The 15,470-nt window shown below is 30.7% G+C and carries 12 protein-coding genes; 4 read left to right on the top strand and 8 right to left on the bottom strand.

Going from position 1 to position 15,470, the window contains the following annotated elements; all coding sequences use genetic code 11:
• The first annotated feature begins 161 nt into the window (after positions 1 to 161).
• The 3 genes from tdh to DTL3_RS07565 all read left to right on the top strand — a co-directional run bounded on the left by tdh (position 162) and on the right by DTL3_RS07565 (position 4,143).
• Positions 162 to 1,205 carry an L-threonine 3-dehydrogenase gene (tdh, locus tag DTL3_RS07575; protein WP_045088192.1) on the top strand — a complete coding sequence of 348 codons (1,044 nt, stop codon included), beginning with the start codon at positions 162 to 164 and terminating at the stop codon, positions 1,203 to 1,205.
• Positions 1,206 to 1,649: 444 nt separating this feature from the next.
• The gene (locus tag DTL3_RS07570) at positions 1,650 to 2,831 is read left to right on the top strand and encodes a glycine C-acetyltransferase (protein ID WP_045088191.1); all 1,182 of its coding nucleotides are present in this window, start codon (positions 1,650 to 1,652) and stop codon (positions 2,829 to 2,831) included.
• Between the two features lie 157 nt (positions 2,832 to 2,988).
• On the top strand, positions 2,989 to 4,143 hold the full coding sequence (locus DTL3_RS07565) for a hypothetical protein (protein ID WP_045088190.1): 1,155 nt from the start codon (positions 2,989 to 2,991) through the stop codon (positions 4,141 to 4,143).
• Between the two features lie 49 nt (positions 4,144 to 4,192).
• Here the strand turns inward: DTL3_RS07565 and mnmG are convergent, their stop codons facing one another.
• The 8 genes from mnmG to DTL3_RS07525 form a co-directional block, all read right to left on the bottom strand.
• Positions 4,193 to 6,070 carry a tRNA uridine-5-carboxymethylaminomethyl(34) synthesis enzyme MnmG gene (gene mnmG, locus DTL3_RS07560; RefSeq protein WP_144403502.1) on the bottom strand — a complete coding sequence of 626 codons (1,878 nt, stop codon included), beginning with the start codon at positions 6,068 to 6,070 and terminating at the stop codon, positions 4,193 to 4,195.
• Between the two features lie 122 nt (positions 6,071 to 6,192).
• A complete protein-coding gene (nagA, locus tag DTL3_RS07555; protein WP_045088189.1) occupies positions 6,193 to 7,278 on the bottom strand; it encodes an N-acetylglucosamine-6-phosphate deacetylase in 1,086 nt (361 codons plus the stop codon).
• Positions 7,279 to 7,290: 12 nt separating this feature from the next.
• Positions 7,291 to 8,214 carry an SIS domain-containing protein gene (locus tag DTL3_RS07550; RefSeq protein ID WP_045088188.1) on the bottom strand — a complete coding sequence of 308 codons (924 nt, stop codon included), beginning with the start codon at positions 8,212 to 8,214 and terminating at the stop codon, positions 7,291 to 7,293.
• 12 nt (positions 8,215 to 8,226) lie between these two features.
• The gene (locus DTL3_RS07545; protein ID WP_231854003.1) at positions 8,227 to 9,069 is read right to left on the bottom strand and encodes a BadF/BadG/BcrA/BcrD ATPase family protein; all 843 of its coding nucleotides are present in this window, start codon (positions 9,067 to 9,069) and stop codon (positions 8,227 to 8,229) included.
• An 11-nt stretch (positions 9,070 to 9,080) separates the two neighbouring features.
• Positions 9,081 to 9,806: a GntR family transcriptional regulator gene (locus DTL3_RS07540; RefSeq protein ID WP_045088187.1), complete on the bottom strand. Its 726-nt coding sequence runs from the start codon at positions 9,804 to 9,806 to the stop codon at positions 9,081 to 9,083.
• A gap of 7 nt (positions 9,807 to 9,813) precedes the next feature.
• Positions 9,814 to 10,710 (bottom strand): N-acetylmuramic acid 6-phosphate etherase, encoded by an 897-nt coding sequence (gene murQ / locus DTL3_RS07535; RefSeq protein WP_045088186.1) that lies wholly within the window; start codon positions 10,708 to 10,710, stop codon positions 9,814 to 9,816.
• Positions 10,703 to 12,238, bottom strand: a complete 1,536-nt coding sequence (nagZ, locus tag DTL3_RS07530; protein ID WP_045088185.1) for a beta-N-acetylhexosaminidase — start codon at positions 12,236 to 12,238, stop codon at positions 10,703 to 10,705. The genes murQ and nagZ overlap by 8 nt, the downstream gene beginning before the upstream one ends.
• Positions 12,226 to 13,377, bottom strand: a complete 1,152-nt coding sequence (locus DTL3_RS07525; protein ID WP_045088184.1) for an exo-beta-N-acetylmuramidase NamZ family protein — start codon at positions 13,375 to 13,377, stop codon at positions 12,226 to 12,228. Before DTL3_RS07525 ends, nagZ begins: the two co-directional genes overlap by 13 nt.
• A gap of 320 nt (positions 13,378 to 13,697) precedes the next feature.
• Here DTL3_RS07525 and DTL3_RS07520 point away from each other — a divergent pair, with 320 nt between their 5' ends.
• Positions 13,698 to 15,437 (top strand): ABC transporter substrate-binding protein, encoded by a 1,740-nt coding sequence (locus DTL3_RS07520; RefSeq protein WP_045088183.1) that lies wholly within the window; start codon positions 13,698 to 13,700, stop codon positions 15,435 to 15,437.
• Positions 15,438 to 15,470: the final 33 nt, after the last annotated feature.

The raw sequence follows: 15,470 nt of genomic DNA, 5'->3' as shown, positions 1-15,470 counted from the left end.
ATACGATCATTTTTTCATTTATTACTATTTATTTTGCTTTATTTACTTCTTATTGCTAGTTTTTAGGTATCAATAGCTCTCCTAATATTTGAAAAAAATTTCATAATGCGTTAAACTTGAAATAGATATAATAATTTAGAAAGATTAGGAGAGTGAAGAAAATGAAAGCTATAGTAAAAGATGCACCTAAAAAAGGTTTTTCGTTAATCGATGTTGATGAACCAGAATTAAAATCTTCTCATGATGTTAAAATAAAAGTTTTAAAGGTATCTATATGTGGAACTGATATTCACATTTACAGATGGGATAATTGGGCTAAAAATCGAATAAAATCATTACCTCAAATAGATGGGCATGAATTTGTTGGAAAAGTTGTTGAGATAGGAAAAGAGGTAAAAAATGTTCAACCCGGTGATTTAGTTGTAGGGGATAGTCATATCCCCTGTGGTTATTGTTATCATTGTAGAAATGGAAACATGCATGTCTGTCAAAATCTTAAGATTTTAGGTGTTGATACGAACGGAGTTTTTTCCGAATTCATTGTTCTTCCAGATGTTGTTTTGTTGAAGATAGATGAAAGTATTCCCTTGGAGTACGCATCTGTTATGGAACCCTTAGGCAATGCAATATTTACCACAACTGCTGCAGATTTGAGAGGAAGTGTTGTGTTGATCGCTGGAGCTGGACCAATTGGTTTAATGGCATTAGCAGTATCCAAGATATCAGGAGCATCCTTTATTGTTGTAAGCGAAATATCTGAGTATAGGTCCAAAATGGCAAAGGATGTAGGGGCTGATTTGGTAATTAATCCATTAAAGACCTCTGTTGTTGAAAAAATGATGGAACTTACCAATGGATTAGGTGCAGATGTTTTTTTGGAGATGTCTGGAAACGAAAGTGCTTTAAACGATGGAATTCTTTCTCTAAAAAATACAGGGATAGCTTCAATTTTAGGAGTCTTTTCTGAAGATAAAATCAATTTTGAAATGAATGCCGCAGTATTCAAAAACATAACTATTCATACAATAACTGGAAGGAAAATGTTTGATACTTGGTATTTAGCATCTTCCTGGCTGAAGTACAAAAAATTAGATTTAAGTAAAATTGTAACTCACAATTTTCATTTGTATGATTTTGAAAAGGCTTTTGAATTGATGGAAAGTGGGGAAAGCGGCAAAATTGTTTTAAACGTATCAGATTATTAACTAAATAATTTTATAAATGAAAAGTTTTGTTTTAATTTATAGTGGGTTCAGGCAAGAACCCTTACTTTATATTTGGTTATAATACTGAAGTTAAAGAAATTTATAATTTGTAAAGATCATAGCGGGATGTTATTTTGAAAAAATTTCTAGAACATTTATTAAATATATATTTTAGGTAATTAAATGTAGCATTTATTATGGACTTTAGAAATGAAGATTTTCAAAAAATGAAATTTTCAATTTATAATCGATCAAGGGTGGAGTCCTTCCTCCTTCTGTACAAGTACTGAAAAAGTTAAATAAATTCAGAATCAGTGTGGATTAAAATTGAGGAGGTTTTTTGTAAAAATAAATAAATATAAAAGATATATATATAATGGAGATTTTAGAATTTCTAAAGTAAGTGAGTAACAAGTATTTATTTATTCAAAAGGAGTGGTTATCATGGATTTTTATCTTCAACTAGAAAAAGAAATGAAAGAATTAAAAGATTCGGGTTTACTTGTTAATATTAGGACTCTTGAAAGTCCCCAAGGACCTTGGCTAGTTGTAGATGGTAAAAAAGTGTTAAATCTGTGCTCTAATAATTATTTGGGTTTAGCAAATGACCAAAGAATAAAAGATGCTGCTATCAAAGCAATTCAACGATGGGGAGTTGGTCCAGGAGCAGTTAGATCAATTGCTGGAACAATGGCAATACATAAAGAATTAGAACAAACACTTGCAGAGTTTAAAAAAGTAGAAGCTACTCTAGTTGTTCAATCAGGTTTTAATGCTAATCAAGCAGTTATTCCAATGATTACTAATGAGAATGATGCTATTTTTTCTGATGAATTAAATCATGCTAGTATTATAGATGGTATTAGACTATCAAAAGCCAAAAGATATATTTGGGAACACAAAAATTTACACTCTTTAGAACAACAGTTGATAAGCGCATCTCATGAGAATTTTAGGAGGAAATTAATAATAACTGATGGAGTATTCAGTATGGATGGAGATATTGCACCGCTTCCAGGAATTGTTAATTTAGCAAAAAAATATGAAGCTTTAGTTATGGTTGATGATGCTCATGGTGAAGGAGTACTTGGTGAGAACGGGCGAGGAGTTGCGGATCATTTTAATTTAACCGAAGAGATAGATATTGAAATAGGAACTCTTTCAAAGGCATTTGGAGTGGTTGGAGGTTTTATTGCTGGTAAAAAAGTATTAATTGATTATCTAAAACAGAAGGCTAGGCCTTTCTTATTTTCAAGTTCTTTATCACCTTCAGAAACAGCTGCTGCGCTAGAGGCAACTAGAATACTATCACGTTCGGAAGAGTTAGTTATTAAATTATGGAATAATACACATTATTTTCAAGATAAGATTAGAAAGATTGGTTATGATATTGGAAAAACAGAAACACCTATTACACCTGTTATGATATATGATGAGAAAAAGACTTGGGATTTTAGCGCTCAACTATATGAAGAAGGAATTTTTGCATCAGCTATAGTATTTCCTACTGTTCCACGGGGGAAAGCAAGAATAAGAGTAATGATAAGTGCCGCTCATTCGAAAGAAGATTTGGATTTCGCACTTTCTATATTTGAAAAAATAGGAAAAAATCTTAATATTATCTAAGTTATTATTTTTAAATAATATGTTGTATTTTTTTGTTTATTTATGTTATAATTATTTAGAATTTGAATTTTAATTAACTTTAAAATAGCGTGTAATATTAATTATAATTGTAAGTAATTAATATTTTTAAAAATTATAAAAGATAGGAGGGATTGTGGTGAAGACCAAAATATTGTTAGTGTTGCTCTTAGCTGTTTCTATCATTTCCATGGCTTCTGTCACATTAGATTGGGGAAGGGTTTATTCGCTTCCAGGCGCTCAAGAAATATTCAAAGTTTCTGCTGTTGAAGATGGTGTATATGCTTTTGGATACACCGATGAAAAGGGCATTAATGAAGATATGCTCATTTTAAAGTTTGATCTACAAGGAAATTTGGTTTATGAAAATTCACTAGGTGGAATTTATAATGATTGGGTGAACAGTGGTGGTGTGGCTTCAGATGGTGATTTAGTAATTATTGGTACATCAGGTTCTTATGGTAGCGATTTTGATATATACTTTAATAAAATTGGAAAAAACAAATTTAGTAAGAATTTAACCAAACTAGGACAAGATAAAGGTTCAGATTACATTGAAGTAAATGATGGATTCATAGTTATTGGTTATGGTTCAGATCCAGACACATTGAATATGAGAGGTATTATTGCAAAACTGGATAAATCAGGAAATGTCGTTTATCAAAAATGGTTACCTTACTTTGTTCCGGGTTCTGATACTAAGCCGTTAAGTATTGAACAAACAACTGATGGTAATTTCATTATTGCTGGTACAGTAGTTCAAATTTTCGATAATTTAACGAAATTTTATTTAACTAAAGTTGATAAAAACGGAGAAGAGATTTGGACTAAAGTATTTTCTCCAAGAGAATATGCGAGAGGCTTTGACGTTAAAGAAGTTCCAGGTGGATATGTTGCTGTTGGGTATGAAGGTTCTTGGAAAACAAAATGGTCAGATATATATGTTGTAAAAGTCGACTACAATGGCAATATTGTATGGGAAAGATCCTATGGAGATGTGGAAGGTGACCACGGATATTCATTAGCTGTAGCTCCAAATGGAAATATTTTTGTAACAGGCTATGTTACAAATCCAAATAAAGATTATCAAGATAAAGATATTATTATTTTAGAGTATGATGTAAATGGGAATTTACTTAGCGAAAGAATTATCGGTGGGTACGGAGATGATGTTGCTTTCTCAATAGATATAGATAAAAACGGGAATCTATATCTTGGTGGATTTTCCGAATCACCTGATTTAGGTGCCGATGATATGAGAGATGCTTTTGTTTTAAAATATTCTATAAAATAGTAATTTTTGATTTATAAAAATAACTGCCTGCATAAAACAGGCAGTTATTTTAATTTGACTTGTGTTTCTGTTTTAAATAGATGTTTAGGTTAATTAAATCTGCAGGATTGATTCCAGGGATTCTGGACATTTGTCCAAGCGTTTCTGGCTTTATTTGTTTTAGTTTTTCCTTAGCTTCAAATGCCAAATTTGGTATTTCATCATAGTTGATGTCTTTAGGAATTATCTCTTTTTCTAGTTGTTTCATCCTAGCAATTTCTTCGTTCATTCTTTTAAAATAGCCTTCGTACTTAAAAAATATATCGACTTGTTCTATCTCTTCTTTTTCAACTATTTCTTCAGGGTCTAAATGTTTAATATCGTTATAAGTGATCTCCGTTCTTCTTAATAAATCCCCAAACTTAACACTATTACTTATTTTTGAAGATCCTTTTTGAAGTAAAATATTATTAACTTCTCCTGGATTAACATTAACCTTATTTAATCTTGAAATATGATTTTCTATGTGCATTTCAAGTTTTGATACCTTTTCATATTGTTCTCGATTAAGCAAACCAAATTTATAACCATATTTGTATAATCTTAGATGAGCATTATCGTGTCTTAATAATAATCTATATTCTGCGCGTGATGTAAGAAGTCTATAAGGTTCATCAACACCTTTTGTTATCAAATCATCAATTAATACTCCTAAATAAGCCTCGGATCGATCTAAGACAAAAGGCTCTTCATTTCTAACTTTTAACGCAGCATTTATCCCTGCCATGAGTCCTTGACCTGCTGCTTCTTCATAACCACTAGTTCCATTTATTTGTCCAGCTAGAAACAATCCTTCGATTTCTTTTGTTTCTAGATTTTGTTTCAATTGATTAGGAAAAACGAAGTCATATTCTATAGCATAAGCAGGTCTAACAATTATTGCATTTTCAAGACCAGGAATAGTTCTTAACATTTCTAATTGAGCCTCAAAAGGTAAACTTGTACTCAAACCATTTAAATAAATCTCTTTTGAATACCGTGATTCAGGTTCTAAGAAAAATTGATGAGAATCCTTGTGAAATTTCATTACCTTATCTTCAATGGAAGGACAATATCGTGGACCTTTACCAGATAGTAATTTTATTTTTCCGTACCATGGAGAGTAATCAATGTATTTCATAATAATTTCATGAGTTTTAGTATTGGTTCTACCAAGATAACAAGGATATTCTTTTGAAAGTAATTTAGGTTCTTTCCAGTACGAAAAAGCCAGAGGTTCATCGGCAGTATTTTGAACTTCAAATTTCGTAAAGTCAATTGAATCACTTCTGACTCTAGGAGGAGTATCAGTTTTAAATCTTCCAACTTTCAAACCATTTTCAATTAAGGATAAAGTTAAAGAGTTAGCTGGTAATTCACCTATCCTTCCTGCCTCAAACGATTCTCTGCCAATGAAAATCTTACCTCTTAAAAAGGTACCTGTAGTAAGAACTACAGTTTTAGCAAAGTATTTCATGCCTAACTCAGTTTCTACACCAACGATTTTCTTATCATCTACTAATATTCTTTTTACGATTCCATGCCTTAAGACTAAATTTTTGGTATTTTCTAAAATCTCTTTCATATTTCTTGAATATTCATACTTGTCAACCTGTGCCCTTAAGGCTCTTACTGCTATGCCTTTACTTGTATTTAACATGCGAATATTAATTACCGTATCATCAGCTACTTTTGCTTGTTCACCACCTAAAGCATCAATTTCACGAGTGACTATACCTTTAGCTGGTCCACCAATAGCGGGATTACATGGTGTCCAACCAACGGTATCTAAGTTTATGTTTAGAATTAATGTATTCATCCCCATTTTAGAAGAAGCTAAAGAAGCCTCAATACCAGCATGACCAGCTCCTACAACAATTACATCAAAGTAATTATCAGTTTTTATCAACAGAGACACCTCCAATTAACAAAACAAGTGGGAGGCTCGGTCAGCCTCCCCCTATTTTCATCATTAACAATTATAACATATATCTTTGATCATTGAAATCAAATTAATAAGTTGTAATAATTTTAATATACTCTTTTGCCCTCGAATATTGTTTGAACCAAATCTAAATTATTATTTAAAACTACAAGATTAGCTATATATCCTGTTTCAATTCTTCCTTTATTAAATATATAAAGATTCCTAAGTGCATTATATGAAGACACTTTGGCTAGTTCTTGAAGAGAGCAATTTGTAAAGCTTTTGAAATTTTTGACTCCTTCATTAAAAACAAGAGTGCTACTGGCTATTGTTCCATCTGCTAAGAAAGCTTTTCTATCTCTTACAGTAACTTCTAGTCCTCCTAATGTATAATATCCATCTTCTAGAGCAGCTCCTTCAAAAGAATCAGTAATTAAGATTATTTTGTCAGGACCTTTGATTTTATAAGTCAAATCTACAAATTCAGGGCTCAGATGTATACCGTCACAAATCATTTCTAGATAGAAATCGAGATAAAGAGCCGACCCTGTTCCTCCTATATTTCTATGATGTAGAGGAGTTAATGCGTTAGAAAAGTGAGTAATTCTGTTAACTCCTGATTGAAAAGCACGTTTAAAATGTTCAAATCCTCCACTAGAATGACCTAATGATATTACTACTCTTTTTTCTTTTAAATAATCAATTACATCATAAAAGTTATCAATTTCGGGAGCCATAGTTATTAATTTAACTTGTTCATTGATTATTTCTTCAATCTCTTGAATAGTTGGATTTCTAATATATTCAGGGTTTTGTGCACCTTTTTTTTCAAGATTTATAAATGGACCTTCCAGATGAATTCCTTCTATAGATAGTCCTACATCTTTTGAATTCATTAAGACATTTAAAATTTGTTCTTTCGAAGCAGAAACTGTCGATGGGAAAAAAGAGGTAACACCATAAGCAAAATTGTTTTCAGCCCATATTTTAAAATCTTTGTTTGAGGCATTCATAACATTAATACCTTTTTGTCCATGAGTATGAACATCGACAAATCCAGGCATTACAATATATTTATAGTCATTATAGCCTTTTAGGGTAACTTTAGAAATTATTTTATTGTTAATTTCTATATCTCCTGTGAATTCGCCTTTTATAGGGTCGACTATTAAAACTCGTTCCAATTTCATTATTTGAACCTCCTATTCTAGCTTTACAGATTTGGATAAATTTTTTGGTGTATCTGGGTTATATCCCATCTGTATAGCTTTTTTATAACCTAAATATTGAATGGGTATTAATCTGAGAGGAACTTCAAAACCATTTAGATTTGGAACACTGATATCTCCTTCGAAAGAAATTTCTAATGTGGTGGCACCTAATTTTTTGATATCTTTTATTAATTTCTTTTCCTCAGCTGTATCTTTTGAGTTAATAACAACGAGTGTTTTTTCTGTTAGTCTTGATATTGGTCCATGTCTATATTCAAGAGGTTCATGGTATTCAACATATTGTAAAGCCATTTCTTGTAATTTTAAAGCTCCCTCTTTTGAGACACCTAAATTTTCATCATAACCAAGGAAAACAAAATGTTCATATTTACCTAAATTTATCGTGTTAATAATTTTATCTGATAAATCTAGCACCTTTTGACTTTCTTCAGAAAAATCATGATATTTAATACCATTTACAAACATTGCTAGAATAAGTACGAAAGATCCTGTCATGACAACACTTTTTTCTTCAGCAAAGTCTAATATGATACTATCATCACATATCTTGCTAATTGTAGAATTTTTTGTACAAGTGATTCCAATAGTTTTAATTCCTGCGTTTTTTATAATTTGAGCAGCTTTTACTGTTTCTGTAGTTTCTCCTGTCCTTGTGATTAAAATTGCTATATCACTTTTTGGGACTTTGTTAAATAACATCACATGTCCACTTGTTACAACATCTGCTTTATAACCATTCAAATTTAATAATGTTTTTGTTATAAAACCCAAATTATAAGACGAACCGCAACCTACAAATAAATAATTTGTATCTTTTAAAAAATTAAACTTTACGTTCTTTAAATTTTCTAACATCCCCGGTATTCTTATAATTTCATCTAATGTATATGACACGTAATCACTCCTTTAATAATATAATTTTTTAGCCAGTAAGGCCATTTGGTGGCTAACATCTATTTCCAAAGGAAATAAAGAATATGAATGCAGATATTGTCTAAAAAGGGAATTATAATATGGAGAATTGAACAATCCACCATGCATGTATAATTCTTTAATTTCAAGTTTGTCTAATACTATTTTACACCTAAAAGTAAGATCTTGTATTCCTTCTTCAACTATTATTTTAACCAAAGGTGTGGGCTCATTTAAAGCGACTTTTGTAAAAGAGGAAATAATTGTTTTGAAATCTTCCATTGCTTGTAAACTTGTCAGATCTTCAATTGTGTTATAACCATAAAACAATTTAAGATTATCAAAAATTGGATCGTATTCTCTTAAACCATCTCGATATCTGAAAGCTTCTTGAATGATCCTTGTGGAGATCCAAAAGCCGCCACCAATATCATCAAAAAGATGGCCCCATCCTCCACTTCTTATTATTTGCTTTTCTGAGGTTATTCCCATTACTATAGTACCAGTTCCAGCTATTGTTAATGCGGAATTTGACCCAGTGTATATAGAAAATAGAATTGATTCTCCATCATTATATACTGTGACATTATTACTACAAAAAATTTCTTTTATAATACTTTGTAACTTTATTTTTCTACTTTGAGTTCCAGCACCTGAAAAACTAACAACAATCCCTCTAACCTTACCTGTTTTTGAATAAATTTCTTTAAAAATCTCTTGTAATCTTTTTTGGTTAACGGAGGTAAGATTCACTCCAGTGTTAATTTCAAATTTCATTTTGAGGTTTTCATTTTCATCAACTAGAGAAACTGCAATATGCGTTCCTCCTCCATCCATTCCCAGAAATCTCAAACTTGTCTCACCACTCTAAATTTATATTTATCGCCCCGATAGATTGAAATTACATATTCAATGCATTGATTGGTGTCTGTATAAGTGTAACGTGTTCTGAGAGCTGCAGGTTCTCCTTCTTTTTGAGAAAGATATTTTGATTCTTCTTTTGTTAGTCTAGTAACTTCAAGAGTCTCGATTGCTTTTGAAAACCGTATTCCATATTCGCTGGTTAAAATTTGGTATAAGGATTCTTTTCCCATATCTTTTTCAATTATATTTAAAACCCTTATATCTGCACCAGGGTTTAGATAAGCTGTTTCAAGAGCATATGGTTCGTTGTCTAAGTATCTTACCCTTTTCAATAAGACTACTCTAGCTTTTTTTGGAAGTCCGAATTCTTTTATTAAGTCTGTAGGAATTTCTACTAACTTATTCTCTAGAACTAATGAGTAAGTTTTATGGCCTTGTTTCATAGCTTCTTCAGTAAAGCCTGTTAATTTACTTAATTCTTCTTCTTGTTTAATACCTGTATAAAAAGTACCTTGTCCTCTTTTCCTTTCAATTAATCCTTCTCTTTCCAATTCATCTAAGGCTTTTCTTACAGTTGGTCTAGAAACACCATATTTCTCGCAAATCTCTAGTTCAGTTAAGAATTTTTCTCCTTTTTTATATTCCTCGATTAGTTTATTTTTGAGTTCTAAATACAGTTGATAATAAAGTGGTATTGGTACTTTTTCCATGATTCCCTCACCCCCCAAGTTTTTTCAAAGCTTCATTAAGTATATTTGTTTCTTTAAGTACATTTTCGCAAGATGTTTTATCTTTACCAGACAAAATCATTAAAATGGCTAATTTTGGTTTCATATTAGCCTTTAATAAATAATTTCTACTTGTATTTCTATCCAAACCAGTAATTTCAGAAATAATTCTTATTGCTCTTTCTTCTAACTTCTTATTCATAACTTTAACATCGACCATATAGTTTTTATACGTCTTACCTAATTTTATCATAGTTGTTGTGCTTATCATATTCAAAACCATTTTTTGAGCGGAACCCGCTTTCATTCTAGTACTTCCAGTAATTACTTCAGGGCCTGTTCTTAAAGATATAACAATATCGCAATAATCTTGAAGTTCAGGATCTTTTACATTACAAATCAATGCAGTTTTACAACCTTTTTCTCTAGCTTTTAGTAAAGCACCTTTTACATATGGAGTTCTACCACTTGCAGTTATACCTATTACATAGTCTTGTTCTTTTATATTGTTTTTTTCCAGATCGTTCATTCCACCTTCTTCGTAATCTTCTACATTTTCTGTTGCACTGAAAAAAGCTTTTTCTCCTCCAGCTATTATTGGTAAGAATGTTCCAGGTTCTACATCAAAAGTAGGAACTGTTTCAACAGCATCTATAACAGCTACCCGACCGCTTGTTCCAGCGCCAACATATATGATTCTTCCATTTTTTTTGATGGTGGAAATACATATATCAACGATTGAAACAATTTTTGATAAATTTTCGGTAATAGCTAACGGAACAGTAGCATCTTCTTGATTAATTACCCTTAAAATATCATATATATTTAGTTCATCTAAGTTGGTTGTTTTTTGATTACTTTTTTCAGTTTCTAAATAATCAAGCATATTTAAGCCTCCGATCAATAGGTAGTTTTCCAAGCGGATTTATTTCACCTTTTAAAATTTTATACAACGATTGTTGTGAATTAATTTGATAGCCATATGAACATAATCCATACTTTATTGTAGGTAAAAAAGCATCATACGGATTTCTTAGGGCTACTAAATATGTTTCGTTAGAGGAATTAGACATTTTAACAATTAGATCTGATATCTCTTGATTTAAATAAGCATTTTCAGTAAAAATTATATTAATTTTATTTTTTGAAAAGTCGATAATTTTCTCTTTTGGAAATTGATTAACATCTATGGGATTAATATTAAAATCCGATGAAATTTGATTTATTAACCATAAGTTTTTATTCTCTTTATCTTCAACCCCAACCTTGTTTTTATTTTTTAAAAAGTAAAAAATATTATCGATTTCTTTAATTGGTGAGAATTGCTCTTCGACAGTAGAGGTTATAGAGCGATCACAAACGTCTTGCATAATATCGTTGTGTCTTTTGCCCCCAATTTCTTCAAGAGTAATTTTGGAATTAACTTTTTTCTTTATATTACGGGAAAAATCATACAATTTGTTTATTCTTTCTAAAGCTTCCAAAACTTTCCTTTTAAAATTTCTATTGTTATTATATTCATAAATAACTGCTTCTTTGGCTTTTACTTGTTCTTCAAAAGAATGACATATAGTTACTATGTCCATACCAGCATTTATAGCTTTGATTGTGGCGTCTTCTATATTGTAGAAGTTGTTAACACCCCCCATTTGCAAATCATCAGCAACAAGAACTTCTTTAAAGTCTAATTCTTTTCTAATAAAATCGGTGAGAATTTCTTTAGAAAGTGTTACTGGTTCTTTTTTACTTTGTATCTTTGGCAAAAAAACGTGGGTAGGCATCCAAGATGGAGATTTTATTTTTAAAAACGGGTATAATTCGTTCATTGTTAAGTCTTCTTTACTTAAATTAGATAGGGGGAGATCTATGTGTGGATCGATATTTACATTTCCTATTCCAGGAAAATGTTTTAAACATGAAATAACGCCACCATCATGTAAACCCTCAACAAATTTAGATGCAAATTCAACTACAATGTTTTTATTATCTGAAAAGCTTCTAATACCAATTGCGGAATTTAAAGGATTGTTATTTATATCAACTACAGGAGCATAATCCCAATCAATTCCGACTGATAACATTTCCTTGGCTAGAATATTGGATACTATATACGCATTTTCACTATTACATGTAGCAGCAATTGCCATAGGGCTTGGAGCAATAGAAAAACCTTTATCTAAACGAGTCACCATTCCACCCTCTTGATCGATGGCAAAAAGAGGTTCATAATTAAGAAAATTTTTTATATCATCAATAAATTTACTTAATTGATACTTGTCTTGTATGTTTCTTGAAAAGAAGATGATTGCTCCAGGTTTAATAACGTTTAATGCTTCCATGTTTTCTTTGTTTAAACTAGTACCATGTATGCCTATTAAAAATAATTTTCCCAATGTTTTTTCTAGATAGTCCATAGGTTTATTCCTCCATATAATAAAATATCATCACAAAAATTAATAAATTCTTGAGCACTATTGTTCCAATCTTCTAAGTATGAAAGATCGTTTTCAAAAAAAACTTTTTTTTCTACCCCCAGTAAATTTTCAATGTGATCTCTTTGAAGATGATTTTCTCTATCTAAATATTTTCTGAATTCAAAATCTTCTTTCTGAGCTAGATATCTAATCATCTCGATCGCTACTATTACAAAATTATCTTTTGTCTCTGAAAAAAATTCTATTCCATTACAGAGTTGACCTTGAAATTTAGAAAAATTTGGTATAAAGTGTCTTTTTCTTAAAATCAAATCAGAGAATTTTTTACATAAGAAATCATACAATTCGTTTTCGTTTACCCATGGCGCACCTACAAAACAAAAAGGTTTTGGTGTTCCTCTACCTTCGCTTAGATTTGTTCCTTCAATTAAACACATTCCAGTATATGCAAGAGTGCTTTCAAAGGTAGGTAGAGCAGGAGAAGGAATATTCCATTTTAACTTTAGTTTGTCAAAAGTTTCACCTTTCCATCCTTCTATTTTAACAACTTCTAAGTCGACATCCAACTTAAGATATTTTTTGTAATATCTTGCAAGTTCCCCAGGAGTGAGACCATATCTCAAAGGAAGTTCATAATTACCGACAAATGTGGAAAATTCTTTTTTAATTCTTGGTCCAAAAACTACTCTTCCTAGGGGATTTATTCTATCTAGAACTATAAATTTCTTATAGTTTTCACTTGCTGCAATTAAAGAATAAGCCAAAGTATATATGAAGGTGTAGAATCTTAATCCAACATCTTGAATATCATAAACAAGTACATCAATGTCTTTTAGCTGTTCAGCCGTTGGTTTCTTATTTTTTCCATATAAGCTAATAATTGGTATTTTGTAAATAGGATGAATTTGGTCATCAAATTCTTCTCCATCAGGTAAGCCATATAATCCATGTTCGGGGGTAAATATTTTAACAACATTAACTTGATTTTTGAACATTAAATCAATTCCATCATCCATCTTCTTATTTACAAAAGAATAGTTGGTTATTAGTGCAATTTTTTTATTTTGAAGCTTGTTAAAACTATTATTTTCTATTACATCAATTCCTTGAAATATCATAATAATAATCATCACCTTTTTCTATTTATTATTATTGTACATTAAGTAATAACAATATGTCAAATTGATTTTTATTGATAGTAGGTCTTTTCATACGAATATACTAAATTATTATTGAATAAATTAGAAAAAGTCGTTTTTTTGGATTTGCAATCATATAAAAATTATGGGATAATAAGAAAAATAAACTTATAAGATTATTCATAATGTAATAACTTTATCACATATGTAATGTTTTTATTATTATTATATCAGATTATTAATTTTACTTGTGTGGAATTTTTAAGTATTTTTTAATTATGTAAAGGAGGTTTTAAGAAATGAAAAAGTTTTTTATGCTATTGTTTGTTATGATACTTGCATTTATCATGTTTGCTGAAGATTTTGTAGTAGCGGATTGGCTAACTCCAGAAAAGCCAAAAATGGGTGGAGAAGTGAATTTGGCTTTAAGTGGAGCGCCAGATTCTTTTAATCTTTATGGAACTTTTTTTACGCCTGCGTTTAGTGTAATGGTGCATGTTTTAAATCCTTTGATTGATTTACAAGCAGTTTATCAACAGCCAGAACCAGCATTAGCGGAATCGTGGGATATATCTGAAGACGGTAAAGAAGTAATTTTTCATTTAAGAGATGTTAAATGGAGTGATGGACATCCATTTAGTGCAGATGATGTCATGTTTACATTGAAATATTTTGCAATGAATGAAAAGGCAATTAACAACGCCATTCCTAGATTAACAATCGGCGGAGAATTAGTTAAATGGGAAAAAATTGATGATATGACTGTTAAAGCTATACTCCCCGAACCCTTCGGACCATTCCTTATGACACTTTCTCACGTAAAAATATTTCCTGAACATGTACTCGAACCTTTAATTGATAAGAATGATTTGAGTTCTGTAAATTTCATCTGGACCACTAACACCCCAGTAAATCAAATAGTAGGTACAGGGCCATTTATGATTGAACAATATGTTACTGATCAAAAAGTTGTACTCAAGAAAAATCCTAATTATTGGAAAGTTGATAAATGGGGAAATCGTTTACCATATATTGAGAGGATAAATTTTATAGTTATTCCTGATGCAGAAGTAACTATGGCGAAATTTATGACAGGAGAAGTAGATTTTGCAGTGTTAGATCCAAAAGATTATCCAACCTTAAAAAGTAAGGAATTATCCGGTGCTCCGTTTACTATTTTTGCTGCAGAACCTGTTAATCCTACACCTAGTCCTTTTCATATTACCTTCAATTTAGATGCAAAAGATCCCGAATTACGGAAACTATTTAGAGAAGATGATTTTAGAAGAGCGATAGAATATGCATTAGATAGAGATAGAATCATAGAGGAAGTTTACAATACATTAGCTGTTTATGGTGGAACACCAACTTTACCTTCAAATTTCTTTTATAACCCAAAAATCGAAGAGATTAGAAGACCTTATGATCTCGATAAGGCTTCAGAATTATTAGATAAACTAGGATTAAAAGATACAGATAAAGATGGAATAAGGAATTTACCAAGTGGTAAAAATTTTGAAGTAGTATTTTTGACAACTACAGCTCAACAAGCTCAAGAAATAGCCTATATTTTTTCAGAGGATGTAAAAAAGATTGGGATAAAACTTCATTTACAGTTTTTAGATACTTCTGTTATAATGGAAACTTTGTTAGCAGGTAATTTTGAAATGTCAATGTATGCTTTTGGGAATCAGCCTGATCCTCAATTGAGAAAAGAGATATGGCAGCCTAGTGGTCCATTATATTACAATCATATATCGACTAAAGATCCAAAAACCGGGAAACCTGTCTTTGAAAATATGTTAGATTGGGAGTTAGAAGTTTATGAACTCTTTGAAAAAGGTCAAACTACAATGGATCCACAAGAAAGAAAGAAATATTACGACAGATGGCAAGAAATATATGCGGATAAAGTTCCTTATATATTTGTATGTAAACCTATGGATATATGGGGTTGGAATAAAAGAATTGGTAATGTATATCAATTAAATGGAAATGGTCCCGTAGTTTATAGTTATCAAACTATTTTTGTGAAATAATAAATTTTAGTAAGATAGTTTTCTGAACATATT

This window comes from Defluviitoga tunisiensis, from assembly GCF_000953715.1.
Lineage (GTDB): Bacteria > Thermotogota > Thermotogae > Petrotogales > Petrotogaceae > Defluviitoga > Defluviitoga tunisiensis.
Note: the sequence above shows the minus strand (reverse complement) of the source record. Positions and strands in the feature narration are given on the sequence as shown.

Coding starts and splice junctions, on each gene's coding strand:
- murQ (WP_045088186.1), bottom strand. CDS start 10,710: ATGCTTGATTATTTAGAAACTGAAAAAAGTAATCAAAAAACAACCAAC.
- DTL3_RS07540 (WP_045088187.1), bottom strand. CDS start 9,806: ATGGAAAAAGTACCAATACCACTTTATTATCAACTGTATTTAGAACTC.
- nagZ (WP_045088185.1), bottom strand. CDS start 12,238: ATGGACTATCTAGAAAAAACATTGGGAAAATTATTTTTAATAGGCATA.
- DTL3_RS07520 (WP_045088183.1), top strand. CDS start 13,698: ATGAAAAAGTTTTTTATGCTATTGTTTGTTATGATACTTGCATTTATC.
- DTL3_RS07525 (WP_045088184.1), bottom strand. CDS start 13,377: ATGATATTTCAAGGAATTGATGTAATAGAAAATAATAGTTTTAACAAG.
- tdh (WP_045088192.1), top strand. CDS start 162: ATGAAAGCTATAGTAAAAGATGCACCTAAAAAAGGTTTTTCGTTAATC.
- nagA (WP_045088189.1), bottom strand. CDS start 7,278: ATGAAATTGGAACGAGTTTTAATAGTCGACCCTATAAAAGGCGAATTC.
- DTL3_RS07545 (WP_231854003.1), bottom strand. CDS start 9,069: ATGGATGGAGGAGGAACGCATATTGCAGTTTCTCTAGTTGATGAAAAT.
- DTL3_RS07570 (WP_045088191.1), top strand. CDS start 1,650: ATGGATTTTTATCTTCAACTAGAAAAAGAAATGAAAGAATTAAAAGAT.